This window comes from Xanthomonas vasicola (genome assembly GCF_000772705.2).
In the GTDB taxonomy this organism is placed as follows: domain Bacteria; phylum Pseudomonadota; class Gammaproteobacteria; order Xanthomonadales; family Xanthomonadaceae; genus Xanthomonas; species Xanthomonas vasicola.
Map to the genome: position 1 here is coordinate 72,390 of NZ_JSBW02000002.1, position 14,143 is coordinate 86,532.

General features: G+C 63.8%; 15 protein-coding genes and 1 other RNA gene. 6 read left to right on the forward strand and 10 right to left on the reverse strand.

Features of this window, described 5'->3' with window-relative positions:
• Window positions 1–10: 10 nt before the first annotated feature.
• The 3 genes from NX05_RS00400 to NX05_RS00410 all read left to right on the forward strand — a co-directional run bounded on the left by NX05_RS00400 (window position 11) and on the right by NX05_RS00410 (window position 3,803).
• Window positions 11–1,171 carry an ABC transporter permease gene (locus NX05_RS00400; protein WP_039431623.1) on the forward strand — a complete coding sequence of 387 codons (1,161 nt, stop codon included), beginning with the start codon at window positions 11–13 and terminating at the stop codon, window positions 1,169–1,171.
• A gap of 13 nt (window positions 1,172–1,184) precedes the next feature.
• Complete coding sequence (locus NX05_RS00405) at window positions 1,185–2,504, forward strand: ABC transporter permease (RefSeq protein ID WP_039431625.1); 1,320 nt, start codon at window positions 1,185–1,187, stop codon at window positions 2,502–2,504.
• 183 nt (window positions 2,505–2,687) lie between these two features.
• Window positions 2,688–3,803 (forward strand): alpha/beta hydrolase family protein, encoded by a 1,116-nt coding sequence (locus NX05_RS00410; RefSeq protein WP_039431628.1) that lies wholly within the window; start codon window positions 2,688–2,690, stop codon window positions 3,801–3,803.
• A 77-nt stretch (window positions 3,804–3,880) separates the two neighbouring features.
• On the opposite strand, the gene rarD is transcribed toward NX05_RS00410, so the two are convergent.
• Both rarD and yedA read right to left on the reverse strand, forming a co-directional pair.
• Entirely contained in the window at window positions 3,881–4,789 is a 909-nt protein-coding gene (rarD, locus tag NX05_RS00415; protein WP_010374858.1) for an EamA family transporter RarD, read from the reverse strand.
• Window positions 4,786–5,682: a drug/metabolite exporter YedA gene (gene yedA / locus NX05_RS00420; protein WP_039431631.1), complete on the reverse strand. Its 897-nt coding sequence runs from the start codon at window positions 5,680–5,682 to the stop codon at window positions 4,786–4,788. Before yedA ends, rarD begins: the two co-directional genes overlap by 4 nt.
• Before the next feature lie 79 nt (window positions 5,683–5,761).
• Between yedA and NX05_RS00425 the strand changes: the two genes are divergently transcribed.
• Window positions 5,762–6,214 (forward strand): Rap1a/Tai family immunity protein, encoded by a 453-nt coding sequence (locus tag NX05_RS00425; protein WP_039431684.1) that lies wholly within the window; start codon window positions 5,762–5,764, stop codon window positions 6,212–6,214.
• Window positions 6,215–6,302: 88 nt separating this feature from the next.
• Here the strand turns inward: NX05_RS00425 and NX05_RS21310 are convergent.
• The 8 genes from NX05_RS21310 to rocF form a co-directional block, all read right to left on the reverse strand.
• A non-coding RNA gene (locus tag NX05_RS21310) (sX9 sRNA) lies at window positions 6,303–6,378 on the reverse strand.
• Window positions 6,379–6,481: 103 nt separating this feature from the next.
• Window positions 6,482–8,134, reverse strand: a complete 1,653-nt coding sequence (locus NX05_RS00430) for a M28 family metallopeptidase (RefSeq protein ID WP_052239602.1) — start codon at window positions 8,132–8,134, stop codon at window positions 6,482–6,484.
• A 440-nt stretch (window positions 8,135–8,574) separates the two neighbouring features.
• Window positions 8,575–9,519, reverse strand: coding sequence for an MBL fold metallo-hydrolase (locus tag NX05_RS00440; protein ID WP_039431641.1), 945 nt, complete (start codon window positions 9,517–9,519; stop codon window positions 8,575–8,577).
• Between the two features lie 129 nt (window positions 9,520–9,648).
• A complete protein-coding gene (locus tag NX05_RS00445) occupies window positions 9,649–10,938 on the reverse strand; it encodes a tryptophan--tRNA ligase (protein WP_010379241.1) in 1,290 nt (429 codons plus the stop codon).
• A 168-nt stretch (window positions 10,939–11,106) separates the two neighbouring features.
• Entirely contained in the window at window positions 11,107–11,319 is a 213-nt protein-coding gene (locus NX05_RS00450; RefSeq protein ID WP_039431647.1) for a CsbD family protein, read from the reverse strand.
• 229 nt (window positions 11,320–11,548) lie between these two features.
• Window positions 11,549–11,683 carry an entericidin A/B family lipoprotein gene (locus NX05_RS00455; protein ID WP_010374872.1) on the reverse strand — a complete coding sequence of 45 codons (135 nt, stop codon included), beginning with the start codon at window positions 11,681–11,683 and terminating at the stop codon, window positions 11,549–11,551.
• Between the two features lie 74 nt (window positions 11,684–11,757).
• Window positions 11,758–11,910, reverse strand: a complete 153-nt coding sequence (locus NX05_RS00460) for an entericidin A/B family lipoprotein (RefSeq protein ID WP_010374875.1) — start codon at window positions 11,908–11,910, stop codon at window positions 11,758–11,760.
• Between the two features lie 107 nt (window positions 11,911–12,017).
• Window positions 12,018–12,941: an arginase gene (gene rocF, locus NX05_RS00465; RefSeq protein ID WP_039431650.1), complete on the reverse strand. Its 924-nt coding sequence runs from the start codon at window positions 12,939–12,941 to the stop codon at window positions 12,018–12,020.
• A gap of 322 nt (window positions 12,942–13,263) precedes the next feature.
• On the opposite strand from rocF, the gene NX05_RS00470 reads away from it, so the two are divergent.
• Window positions 13,264–13,716 (forward strand): roadblock/LC7 domain-containing protein, encoded by a 453-nt coding sequence (locus NX05_RS00470; RefSeq protein ID WP_010374879.1) that lies wholly within the window; start codon window positions 13,264–13,266, stop codon window positions 13,714–13,716.
• A 63-nt stretch (window positions 13,717–13,779) separates the two neighbouring features.
• A complete protein-coding gene (locus tag NX05_RS00475) occupies window positions 13,780–14,139 on the forward strand; it encodes a roadblock/LC7 domain-containing protein (RefSeq protein ID WP_010374881.1) in 360 nt (119 codons plus the stop codon).
• The last annotated feature ends 4 nt before the right edge of the window (window positions 14,140–14,143 follow it).

The following is a 14,143-nucleotide window of genomic DNA, read 5'->3' on the forward strand; positions in this document are numbered from 1 at the left end:
GAGCGCTGCCATGAAGTATCTCTCGTTGGTGTGGGCCCAGCTGTTCCGCAGCAAGACCCGCACCTTGCTGACCTTGCTTTCGGTGGTGGCGGCGTTCTTATTGTTCGGCATGCTCGATTCGGTGCGCGTAGCCTTCACCTCCGGCGGCAGCGTCAGCGGCGTGGACCGGCTGGTGGTGGCCTCGCGTTTGTCGATCACACAATCGTTGCCGATCAATCTGGAAAACCAGATCCGCAGCGTGCCGGGCGTGCGCGATGTGACCTCGGCGATGTGGTTCGGCGGCATCTACCGCGACCCGAAGAACTTCTTCCCCAACTTCTCGGTGGCGCCGAATTTCTTCGACGTCTACAGCGAATACGAATTGCCCAAGGATCAGCTCAAGGCATTTCAGACCACCCGCACCGGCGCGATCGTTGGCGAAAGCCTGGCCAAGCAAAATGGCTGGAAGATCGGCGACACCATCCCGCTGCAGGCCACCATCTTTCCGCGCGGCGGCAGCAACGACTGGCCGCTGAAACTGGTCGGCATCTTCCGCATGAAGGACCGCACGGTGGCCGCGAATCAGGAACGCCAGTTGATGATGAACTGGAAATACTTCGACGAGTCCAACGACTACATCAAGAGCCGGGTCAGCTGGTACACGGTGACGCTGCGCAATGCCGACCAGGCATCGCGCGTGGCGCAGGCGATCGATGCGTTGTCGGCCAACTCCGACCATGAAACCAAATCGCAGACCGAATCGGCGTTTCAGCAGGCCTTCGTCAAGCAGTTCGCCGATATCGGCTTGATCGTTACCTCGATCATGGCCGCGGTGTTTTTTACCTTGTTGCTGCTGACCGGCAACACCATGGCGCAGGCCGTGCGCGAGCGCATTCCAGAACTGGCAACGCTGAAAACGCTGGGCTTTCAGGACCGCACCGTGCTGAGTCTGGTGATGGCGGAATCGATGTTGCTGATCGGCCTGGGTGGTTTGATCGGCATGGGACTGGCGGCGCTGGTGATCCCGGCAGTCGCCGCGCGCAGCGGCGGCCTGATGCCAACCCAGACCGTGCCGCTGCAGACCTGGCTGGTCGCATTCGGGTTGATGGCCGGTATCGGCATTGTGGTGGGTGTGCTGCCGGCGTTACGCGCGCAGCGCTTGAAGATCGTCGATGCACTCGCCGGCCGCTGACAGGAGCATGCACATGCAACGCAAATGGAAAGATCGTGGGGTCAACCTGGTGTCGACCGTGCTGCTGGCGCTCGGCTTGGCTGGCTGGATCGCACTGCCGTGGATGGTGTTGCTGCCGATCGGCGGATTGCTGGCGGTGTGGCTGCTGGTCACACGCAGCGGGCGGCTTTCGTTGGCTGCCGCGCGCATCGGCATCGCTACGTTGCCGCAACGCTGGGGCTCCAGCTCGGTGATCGTGGTCGGCATTGCCGGCGTGGTCGGCGTGCTGGTGGCGATGCTGGCGATGGGCCAGGGCTTTCAGGCCACCCTCAACAGCACTGGCGACGACACCACCGCGATTGTCTTGCGCGGCGGTTCGCAGGCGGAGACCAACTCGGTGATCACCCGCGACCTGGTGCCGCTGATCAGCAGCCTGCCCGGCATCGCCGCCGACGCCAACGGCCGCTCGCTGCTGTCGCCGGAACTCTCGCAAGTGGTGAACATCGCGTCCCGCTCAGACGGCACCGACGTCAACGCGCAACTGCGTGGCGTGGGCGAACAGGCCTGGGCCGTACATGACAAGATCAGGATTGTGCAAGGCCGCCGCTTCAACACCGGCCTGCGCGAAATGGTGGTGGGCAAAGGCGCGTTGAACCAGTTTCGCGGATTGGAGTTGGGCAAGACACTCACGCTCGGCAGCCAGCAATGGACCGTGGTGGGCGTGTTCGCCTCCGGCGATGCGCACGATTCGGAGATGTGGACCGACGCGCAGACCCTGGCCACCACGTACAACCGCAGCGCCTATCAATCGATCAGCGTGCGCACCACCGGCAAGCAGGGTTTTAGCGCGTTCAAGACCGCCATGGCCGCCGACCCGCGGCTCAAACTGGATGTGGAAACCACCCGCGCCTATTACGGCAAACAAGGCGGCGGCTTGAACAAATTGATCAGCATCTTGGGCACGGTGATCGGCACAATCATGGCGGTGGGCGCGGTGTTCGGCGCACTCAACACCATGTATGCGGCGGTGGCCACACGTGCGCGTGAGATCGCCACCATGCGTGCGATTGGTTTTCGCGGCACGCCGGTGATCATGGCGCTGATGCTCGAAACCATGTTGCTGGCCCTGTTGGGCGGGCTATTGGGCGGGGCGATCGCGTGGGCGGTGTTCAACGGCTACACCGTCTCCACACTGGGCAACAACTTCAGCCAGGTGGTGTTCCAGTTCAAGGTCTCGCCGGAGTTGTTGTGGAGCGGGCTGAAATGGGCGCTGGGTATTGGCTTGGTGGGCGGTCTGTTTCCGGCGCTGCGTGCGGCGCGTTTGCCGATCACCACCGCCTTGCGCGAGGTGTAGGCGGGCGTTCGCCCGCCCGGGATCGGGGAGTTGGGATGGGGATTGGTGACAGCCAAAGCAGCGCATCCGGCTGCCGCGGCTGAACACATTCCGGACTGTCATCGTTTTGTCACTGCAGTGCGGTAGATGCGCGCGCCGGGCAGCCCGTAGCCTGCTTGGCCGTTGCATCTATCGATCTTCTCCATGACGCGCCTGATTCTGCTGGCCTGCGCCTGCCTGTGGCTGGCCGGCTGCTCCTCTTCTTCCACCTCGCTCAGCGAGCGCCTGGTTGCGCCCGGTGGCACCTCGCCGTTGCTGGACGAAGAACGCATCGCCGCCACCATCGCCACGGTGCCCAACCGCAGCGGGCATGTGGTGACGCGCGATGGCGTGCCGATCTTCTGGCGCGCGATCGATCCCGGTCAGTACGCCATGCAGTACCGCTACAGGGGTCAGCGCAACGACCCGGCGCATGCGCTGGATGTGGATTTCAGTTTCAAGGTCCCGACCGCTGCGCCGCCGACACCGCGTGGCACCGTGGTACTGCTGCACGGCTGGATGATGGATGGCGATTCGCTGCTGCCCTGGTCGCTGGAATTGGCACAGGCTGGCTACCGCGTGGTCACCATCGACCTGCGTAACCATGGTCATTCCGGCGGTGGGCCGTCCGGCTACGGCACGCGCGAATCCGACGATGTCATCGACGTGCTCGATGCGCTGCAACCGCGCGGCGAAATCCGCGGGCCGCTGTATCTGTTCGGTATTTCCTACGGCGCGGCCACCGCGCTGTTTACTGCCGACAAACTCGGTCCACGCGTCACCGGCGTGGTGGCGATGGAATCCTTCGCCAATGCCGGGCGCGGTATTCGCGACATGGTGCCGCACCTGCTTTCCAGCCAGCCGCACGGGTGGCGCGGGCGGGCGGTGGCCGCGTATGCGCGCTGGCGCTATGCCGACCAGAATATCGACGCGGTGATTGCAGCAGCCGACACCCAGCTCAAGCTGGACCTGGACCGTGTCGACGTCGCACACGCCCTGGCCGACACGCGCAGCTGCGTGCTGCTATTGCATGGCGATGCCGATCAGCACATTCCAGTGGCGCATGGCCGCGCACTCGCCTTGGCCAGCGCGCGTGCACATTACGTCGAGCTACCGGGCGAAAACCATTTGAGTCTGCCGCTACGGCTGGATTTGCTCGGCGGGCCGATCGATCAATGGCTGGCACAGGTGCAACAAGACCCCAGCCATTGTCCCGCGCCGCAGACGCTGCCCGCTTCCACGCTGGCGGTGGCCAGACCCCTGGTGGTGCCGCAGAGTTGAGCGCGACAATCGCAGCGTGCTGACGCGCACCATTCGCGCCGATAGGCCAAACGTATTGCGTGCAGCGCTGCGCTGACTCAGCGCGTCACGACCCACTGCCGCGAACGCATCACGCTGTCGCCGACGAACAACAGCAAGCCCACCCAGATCGCGGCGAAGCCAATCGCGCGCCCCTGGTCGAACGGCTCGTGGAAGAACCACACGCCCAGCAGCAACTGCAGGCTTGGCGCGATGTATTGCAGGATGCCCACCAACGACAGCGGAATGCGCCGCACGCCGTAAGCGAAGCCGATCAACGGCAGCGCCGTCACCACGCCACCGAAGATCAGCATCGCATCGGTGCACAGGTTCCAGCCGCTCAGGAATGCGCCACCATGGCCCTGCTCGCCCCAGGCTGCCAGCAGCGACGCTGGCACGAACAGATACACGCTTTCCACGCCCAGCCCGGCCACCGGATCCACCGCCACCACTTTGCGCAGCAGCCCATAAATACCGAACGACACCGCCAGCCCCAACGCGATCCACGGCGGCGCACCGGCATCGATGGTCAGCCACAGCACACCTGCTGCCGCGCACACTACCGCCACCCACTGGGTGCGCCGCAGGCGCTCTTTCAACACCAGCACGCCCAGCAAGACGCTCAGCAGTGGATTGATGAAGTACCCCAGGCTGGCCTCGATGACATGCCCGGCGTTGATCGACCAGATGTACAAGCCCCAGTTGAACGCGATCGCCACGCTGCTGCCGGCCAGCATCCACAGTGCGCGCGGCTGCGCGGCGATGCTGCGCCACCAGCGCAGGCCCGATGTTGCCAGCAGCCATGCCACCACCAGCACCGTGCTCCACACGATGCGATGGGCAATGATCTGCAGCGACGGCACCGCCTTGAGCAGATGCCAATACACCGGCACCAGCCCCCACAGCACGAACGTGGACGCGGTGATCAACAGCCCGCGCCGCGCCTCCTGCGGCGAGACCGTACTCATCGCCGCGCCTTGGCGAAGGTGACCACCAACACGCCCGCCAGGATCACCGCCATCGCACCGATGTCCTGCGCGCTGAAGCGCTCATGGCCCAGCCAGGCGCCCAGGCTCACCGCGATCACCGGGTTGACGTAGGCGTAGCTGCCGGCCAGCGCCGGGCGCACGTGATGCAGCAACCACACGTAGGCGGTAAACGCCACGATCGAGCCGAACACGCAGAGGTACGCCACCGCCAACACTCCTTGCGCGCTCGGCCATGCCTGCGGGTGCTCACCGATCAGCAAGCCGGTGCTGACCAGCAGCACGCCGCCGCACAGCATCTGTCCGGCGGCGGTCATGAACGGCGAAGGCAGATCGCGGCCACGCGACCACACCGAGCCGAATGCCCAACCAATGGGCGCGATCAGCAGCAACATCAACCCACCCGGCGTCGCGGTCAAACTGCTACCGGCGTTGAGCCACACCACACCCAGAAAGCCGATCACGATGCCCAACCATTCGCCGCGGCTGGCATGCTGCCCGCGCAATGCACCGAACAAGGCCATCCATAACGGCACCGAAGCCACCGCAGTGGCAGCAAGACCGGAGGACACGCTGCGCTCGGCCAACACCACCATGCCGTTGCCCAACAGCACCAACGCCGCGCCCATCAGCGCCACGTTCTTCCATTGCGCGCGCGTGGGCGCAGCCACACCGCGCCAGCGCAACACGCTGTAGAGCACGCTACCGGCGACGATGAAACGCGTGCCGGACACCATCGTCAGCGGCTGCGCGCCACCTTCCAGCGCAAAGCGGATCGCCAGATAGGTCGAGCCCCACACCACGTAGACCAGCAACAAGGCGAGAACAACTAACCCGCTGCGCGCAGGCGCGGCAGCATCGTGAGAGGAAGACATCGGAACAGTGCCAGGCAGTGCAGCGGAAACTTCAATTCTAAAGCAAATGCGAAAGCCCACGCCGCACGCCGGTCGCGGTATCGTGCAATTCACACCGCATCCGAGCGTGCATATGCAGCACCGTCTTCTTTGCCTAGCTTTGGCCACATTGAGCGCAGTGGCCAACACAGCAATGGCACGCGCGCCCGAGCCGTGGGAACTCAGCGGACGCAAGCTGATCGAAGCCGGACTGGACGGATCACTCGCGCCAGAAATCACCGCGCCGGAGCGAGCCGAACTCAAGGTCATGCTGTCGGCCGACCGCGCTGGCGCTTATCTGCTTGGCGTCGCCAGCGCCAGCTATCGCACCCAGTGGTGCATGCCGGCGGGGAAAACTGCCGCACCGTATCTGCAGGCGATCATCGCCGATATCGGCGCGCTGCCCGACGCACGCCAGGACGAAGCCGCACCCGGCTTGATCGTCCAGGCGCTGGCAAAGCGCTATCCGTGCAGCGGGGGCGACAAGGGCAAGCGTGCCGGCCTCGGCAAGTAACGCAACATCGGCACGTCGTAGAGCACTCCTATACCTAGGCGTTCAATGCGATAGCGTTGACGACAACGCCAGCATTCGCACCGGAAGCGACGACCAAAGCGTCGCGAGCGGCCGTCCGATGCGCGTGGACAGAACGCAGGATCCGCAGCGTACGAGTGGCACGTGCCGCATCGAACAGCTGCGCCCATCTGACGATCAGCGCAGCGGTTTCGTTAGCTGCTCTTAGCCCCTTGATCGAGGGCACGATGCCCTCTCACTCTTGCGCGCTCACTTGCGCGCTGCGTCGCTCTTGGCGCGGATTGCCTTGAACTCCGAGCCGTCCTGCCAGCTCGGCCACTGCCGGCCATTGGCCAGCGCTACGCCCACGTCATAAACCAGCGTTGTATCGTCGGCATGGCCGCTGGCATCCCATTGCGGGGTCCAACGGTCACACGGCTGGTGGTAGCAATCGGCGAAATATTTATCGCGCAATGCCTTGCCGGCAGGGACGCCGCCGTTGAGCATGTCCAAGCCGGGGCCTGCAGTGATTGCCGGCACGCCCATGCGCGCGAACGCAAAATGATCGGCGCGGTAGAAGAAGCCCGCTTCCAGATTCGGGTCCGTCAAATAGCTGCGGCCACGCGCCTTGCCAGCGGTTTCCAGATCGCCTTCCAGCGACACGCGGCCACGTCCCCATGAAGCAATGTCGCGGGTCGGGCCATCGGGGCTGAACATTTCCATGTTGAGCACGGCCACGGTCTTGTCCAACGGCGCCAGCGGATGCGCCGCGTAGTAATTGGCGCCAAGCAGACCCTTTTCTTCGGCCGTCAACGCGATGAAGTACAGCGTGCGCTGCGGCTTGGGACCAGCCGCAAACACGCGCGCCAGCTCCAGCACGCTGGCCACGCCGGTGGCGTTGTCCACTGCACCTCGCCGAATCGTGTCGCCGCTGGCATCGGCCTTGCCGATACCGAACGCATCCCAGTGCGCGGAAAAGATCACCGTCTCATCCGGATGCTGGCTGCCGGTAACTTTAGCCACCACGTTGTGCGTGACCACACGCTCGCGCTTGAGCTTGAAATCCACTGACAACGTCGCATCACCCAGTGCCACCGGCGCGAAATCGCGCTGCTGCGCACGTACTTTGGCTTGTTCGAAATCCAGGCCCGCCTGCTGGAACAACGACACCGCCAGCGCACGCTGCATCCAGCCACGCACCGGCACATGCTGCGCCCTGGCATCGGCATCGCTGCGTTCGATGTCGAACAGTGGCGACATGCCCGAGCTCTGCACCGTGACCCAGCCATACGCCGCTGGCGCAGTCTCGTGCACGATCAACACACCGGCCGCGCCGCGCCGCGCCGCCTCTTCGTACTTGTAGGTCCAACGCCCGTAATAGGTCACGGCCTTGCCGTCGAATGCGCCCGGCTGCGGCGATTCGAAATCGGCATCGTTGATCAGCACCACGGCGATCTTGCCGCGCAGGTCCACGCCCTTGTAATCGTCCCACTGCCGCTCGGGCGCGCTGATGCCGTACCCGACGAACACCAGCGGCGCATTCTTCAGCGCGACCGCCTTCTGCGGGCGTAGGCTCTGCAAGGTCACATCGCTGCCATTGACCAGCGTCTGCGTCTTACCACCGACATGCAGGCTCGCGCACACCGGCCCATCCACCTGCGCGCGCACCAGCGGCACTGTCTGCGTCCAGCCGCCCTGCTCGCCACCTGGCTCCAGGCCGGCCGCCTTGAACTGTTCCACCAGGTAATCGACCGTGCGCTGCTCACCAGCACTGGCCGGCGCGCGCCCCTCGAATTCGTCCGAGGCCAGCAGACGCACATGCCGCGACAACGCCTCGCCATCGATGCCGCCGCCCGGCAGATCGTTGGCGGCCTGCGCCACACCTCCCACAAACAGGCAGGCGGACAACAGCAGGATGCGCATCGGATTCACGGTGAGGCCTTGCAACAAGTAGATGACACATAGTTTACAAGCGCGTAGCCAACGCAGGAGCGCTATGACGCGAGAATGCAGTCGATCGCAGGGAGGGCGTGCATGGTTGAGGGGCCACAGGGGGGCGGAGAGCGACCTTCGAAACGCACGACGTGCATGTTTGCAATCGTGTCACCACGGACATTGTTGTTGCAGCTGCGTGCCCCATGCGCCTTCCAATTCAAGCCAGGCAACCGCACAGCTTTGAAGAAGATCATCGACGCACTGCCTGGTGCGGTGTCCTCGCCGCTTGCGGGACCGTTGGCCTACAAGGACGTACTTGCGGCGTGTCCCGCGAGCGGCGATGGCACCGCGCACTCGGCTGACCGGCTTTGAACAACGTGACAATTCGCTACAGCGTTCAAGAAGAGCTATCAGCCGATCCACGAGCGCTAACGCGTACGCACCGCACGATCCAACCAACAGCCCAGCCCTTGCGCATTGAGCTCGATATCCGTTGCCAGCAACCGCTCCACAGCGGCATCGTCCAACCGGCATCCATGTTGGCGTGCGCGTTCCAAATACAATTCGGTCAACGCCGCCACCATGCAGCGATGCCGGTCCGGACGTTGCGCGCAGCCCAGCGCAATCTCGGTCATCGCATGAATCTGTTCGCCCAGCGCCTGCGCCAACGGTACCGGCGATGCGACACGGCCGTAATGGGTGAGATACATCGCCTCCGGTGCGGCGTCCATCAGGCGCGTAATCGACTGCAGCATCGCCTCGGGCTCGAATTGCACCGGCGAAGAGGTCGGCAGGATGAAGGCACCTCGCGCACTGTCCAGTTGCCGATACGACAGACCGAAAGTATCTCCGGTAAACCAGCTGCGGCTGCGCGCATCCCACACGCACAGATGATGGCGTGCATGCCCTGGGGTATCAATGGTGCGCAGCGCGCGCTCACCCAACATCACGGTGTGACCATCGGCCGCCTCGACCACACGCTCGGCCGGCACCGGCTCGATGACGCCGTAACTGCGCGCCATTTCCGCCTCGCCATACACTGCGGCGGCACCGGCAATCAGCCGCGTGGGGTCAATCAGATGCGGCGCACCGCGCGGATGCGCGAGCACCTGCGCATTGGGCAGGTGCTGCAACAAGGCTCCTGCACCGCCGGCATGATCCAGATGCACATGGGTCAGGATCAACCACTCTATCTGTGCAGGCACCAGCCCCGCCGCCTGCACTGCGGCCAACATCTGCGGCACCGACAGCGAAGTGCCGCAGTCGATCAAGGCACCCCGTCGCGCTTCGACAATCAAATACGCTGCATCGAATTGCACGCCACCAAAGCCGGTGTCGATGGTGTGGATGTTAAACTCGGCTGTCGCTGTCATTGGCACCCCGCGGCGGCTGTATAGACTGCAGTGTAGGCCCAAGCTTGGCGCCGCTGTCGTGCACCTCGCCACAGGCACAACAGAACGCAGCTGGCCATGGCAACGGCTACGCCTGCAGCGTCGTGTTGATCATGCGTCGCGCAATGCGTGCATCGCGGCAAGAATCACGTCCGCATCCACGTGCGCATGCACGCCCGGCAGTTGCACATCGCTCGCCTGCGCGGCCTGTTTCAACCGCGCGATCAATTGCCCAGCATCGCGTGGCGAGGCGAAGCCATCGCTCTGCAACAGCAGTGCACCCGCGCCATCGTTCAACTTGAAGTAGAACTGGCCATCGCTTTCACGATATTGCTTGAACACCGGCAGCGCGATCTTTTCGCCGACCTCGCTCACTGCTGCACCGGCCTGACTGGACAGATCGCGCAGGCCCACTGCATCGCGCAGCTCGGCCAGCAGCGGGGTGGCATAGCGCGCGCGCAGACGTGCACCGCCGGCGCGCAGAATCGCTTCGATCTTGGCCGGCTCTGCCATCAACGCTTGGTAACGTGTGCGCAGCGGTGCAATGTCCTGATCGATCCGTTCGAACAACTGCTGCTTGGCATCGCCCCAGCTAATACCGTCGGCAAATGCCTGCGCAAATGCCGCAGACTCCTGCGGCGAGGCGAACGCCTGATACAGCTGAAACAACGCCGATCCCTGCGTGTCTTTCGCCTCGCCCGGCGCACGTGAATCGGTGAGGATGGAAAACACCAGCTTGCGCAACTCCTCGCGCGGTGCAAACAGCGGAATCGTATTGCTGTAGCTCTTGCTCATCTTGCGGCCGTCCAGGCCCGGCAAGGTGGAGACCTGCTCATCGATCACGCCTTCGGGCAAGGTAAAAAACTCGCGCCCGTACACATGATTGAAGCGCTGCGCAAAATCGCGGGCCATTTCGATGTGCTGAATTTGGTCGCGTCCCACCGGCACCTTCTGCGCATTGAAGATCAAGATGTCGGCCGCCATCAGCACCGGGTACATGAACAAGCCTGCGGTCACACCGGCATCCTCGTCCTCACCGTCGGCGCGGTTCTTGTCCACCGCGGCCTTGTAGGCGTGTGCGCGATTGAGGATGCCCTTGCCGGCCACGCAGGTCAGCAGCCACATCAACTCGGTCGTCTCGGGCACGTCGGATTGCCGGTAAAACCACACCTTGTCCGGGTCCAGGCCGCAGGCCAGCCAGGTGGCGGCGATTTCCAGCGTCGAACGCTGCGTGCGCGCCGGGTCCTGTGCCTTGATCAGACTGTGCAGATCGGCCAGGAAATAGAAGCTCTCGGTATCGGCGTCCGCGCTGGCCTGGATAGCCGGGCGGATCGCACCGACGTAATTGCCCAGATGCGGGGTGCCGGAGGTGGTGATGCCGGTAAGGACACGAGTGGTCATCTGCGTAATGCCAGGGAATCAGCCCTCAAGTTTAGCGGTTCCGCACGCCCGCCATCGCCGCCGCCCCCGGGTCGAAGGCCAGCTTGCGACGCATAAACGCAGAACGGGCCGCACTGGGCGGCCCGTCGTCTGCAATCTGCTCGCCTCTCTCGGCAGCAGGATGGCGCATTATCGGGTCTCGTCGCGCAACGACTTTTCGAACGCGCGCACTTCGGTCTGGGCGCGATCGCGATCCCAGCCATACCGCTCCTGCAGCTTGCCTTGCAGATATTCGGCATTGCCTTCGGCAACCTTGAAATCGTCGTCGGTGAGGTCGCCCCACTTTGCCTGGGCCTTGCCCTTCAACTGGGTCCACTTGCCGGAAATGATGTCAGTGTTCATGCGATGACTCCGCTGATGCGGCCTCAATTGACCGTGGCGCCAGATTGACAACGGCGATGTTTGCGACTGATCAACAGGCGTCAAACGATCGATCACGGTACTGAATCGTTGCCGCCTAACATCGGTCTGCATTGCGTCACGCGCGGTATTCGGAGGCCACTTTTAATGTGCGATCGCGCACAAAAAAACGGGCCCTGCGGCCCGTTTTTTGTTTACATGCGGCGTCAGATTACTTACGCGCTGCGTCTTCCACCTTCTCGCCGGCGCCCTTCACGTCCTTGCCGGCACCTGCGACGGTGTTGCAGCCCGACAGCATACCGACCGACAACATCGAAAGCACCAGCAGCACAATTGCACGCTTCATAACAAACTCCTCATAGATAAAGCGGCGCGTCGCCGCAGATCGAACAATTCAACAGGCCACGCAGTGGTGACAGATCAGCACTTACCGTCGCTGCATTTTTCGGCCGTTTTCTCGACCTTCCCACCTGCACCCTGCATGTCCTTACCAGCGCCAGCCACGGTGTTGCAGCCCGTCATCACGCCGGCCGAAAACAGGCCCAGCACCATCAGTGTCAGCAGTCGCTTCATCGCTCGTCCTCGTTGTGTATTGGTGCCAGCGCACCTCGCTTGGCGTCAAATCTGACTGCGCGGCCGTGGATTTGATGTGAACGCGGCGCGCCGCGTTCAGCACTGGATCAATCCCGCATCAGCGTCGACTTGCCGAACAGGCTTTCGACCAGATCCACCGCCAATTCGGCGGTCGCGTTGCGGTTGTCCAGCACCGGGTTGAGTTCGACGATATCCAGTGACCCCATGCGCCCGGTGTCGGCGATCATCTCCATCACCAGCTGCGCCTCGCGGTAGTTGGGGCCACCGGGCACGGTGGTGCCCACGCCCGGCGCGATGCTGGGGTCGAGGAAGTCCACATCGAAGCTCACGTGCAGGTGCGTGTCGGCGCTCATGTCCTGCAGCGCGGCCTCCATGGTGCGCTTCATGCCGGCTTCGTCAATGTAGCGCATGTCGTACACATCGATGCGGTGCTGCTTGATCAGCCGCTTCTCCTCCGGATCCACCGAGCGGATGCCGATCTGCCGCACCTGCTCGGGCAACAACGCCGGCGCACTGCCGCCCAGATGGGTCAGCGCCTCCGGGCCCAGCCCGCACAGGCAGGCCACCGGCATGCCATGCACATTGCCTGACGGCGTCACCTCGCTAGTGTTGAAATCCGAGTGCGCATCCAGCCATAGCACCCGCAACGGCCGACCCTGCTCGCGGCAGTACTTGGCCACCGCCGTGATCGAGCCGATGCCCAGGCAATGGTCGCCACCGAGCATGATCGGCATGCGTCCGGCACGCAGTTCGGCGTAGCTGGCATCCATCAGCGCCTGGTTCCAGGCCACCACTTCGTCCAGATGCCGGTAGCCGGCTCGCGGTGCCTGCCAGGGATTGCGCGGGCCATCCAGATTGCCCAGGTCGCGCACCTCCACGCCGCGGCCGACCAGCGCCTCCTGCAGGCCGGCGATGCGTAGCGCCTCCGGTCCCATACGCGCGCCACGGTGGCCCGCTCCGATGTCGGTGGGAACGCCGATCAAGGAAACCGGCACGTACTGCGTTGCCATGCATTGCTCCAGCGTCGATAAAGCCGCTCAGTCTAGTGGCCCGTCAGCACCGTGACGCGCGGCAGCGCAGCACGGTATGGGCCATGTCCTGAACAGTGCGACCAAGCGCGAGGTTTAGATCTGTCTCTTCGCGCCGCTACCGTGACGTGCCACGACAGTTTGTGGCGCGCCGGACTTTGCCGATCCTGCCTGTGTGACCGCCCAGCTAAGCAACACGGGCGGGCAGCACAGCCTGCTCGGATCCGGGTGGTATGGTGCGCGCCGGCTAGCACAGCACGCCACGCATGCACGCGTTCAGGCCATCAAGCAATAGGGGGATTTCATGCCGAATAACGCTGTTAACCAGGTCGTCAAGGCTGCCGTGGGCGATGTCCCGCGGGCGTTGCGTTTTTACGATCTGCAGCGTATCGGGCACGAGTTCGCGCAGACCATCGAGCGTGAGCCGGGCATCCGTCTGTTGATGCTTTCCACCGCCGACGGGCGCGCCATTACCGAGCAATCCAGCCTGGATGTGGACGGTCGCCGGCTTGCCGCGATGGCCAATTCGTTCCTGACCCTGGGCGAGACCCTGGCGCGCGAATCCAGTCTGAAAGAGGCCGATTACGCCACCATCAGCACGCGTGCCGGGCAGCTGGTGTTGATCCGCATCCGCGCCGACAAACCGCTCACCCTCACCGCCGTGGGCGGTAGCGACATCAATGCCGCTGCGCTGCTATTCAACGCGCGCGATTGCGCCGGCCGCCTCGCCACCGTGTTGACGCCGCCGCAAGGCTGAGCGCTTGGCATCGTTTGTGCATGCCGCAAGGTACTCATTACTCACCGTTTGTAAGGACAACTCGTGTCAAAACTCAATCTGGAACACCTGCATTCGCTGGCCGGCTTCGTCGGTGCGGCGCTGGTCGATAGCGACAGCGGTATGGCATTGGGCATGACCGGCGGTGCCGAGCTCAACCTGGAATTGGCAGCGGCCGGCAATACCGAAGTGCTGCGTGCAAAGCGCCGCATCGCCGAACAACTCGGGTTGAACGACACCATCGAAGACATCCTGATCACGCTGGCGCGCCAGTACCACCTGCTGCGCCCGCTGGAAAGCAACGGCGCGCTGTTCCTGTACGTGGTGCTGGACCGTGCCAAGGCCAATCTGGCCATGGCCCGTCACGAGCTCAAGGCATTCGAAAAGACCCTCGATTTCGGTTGATGCC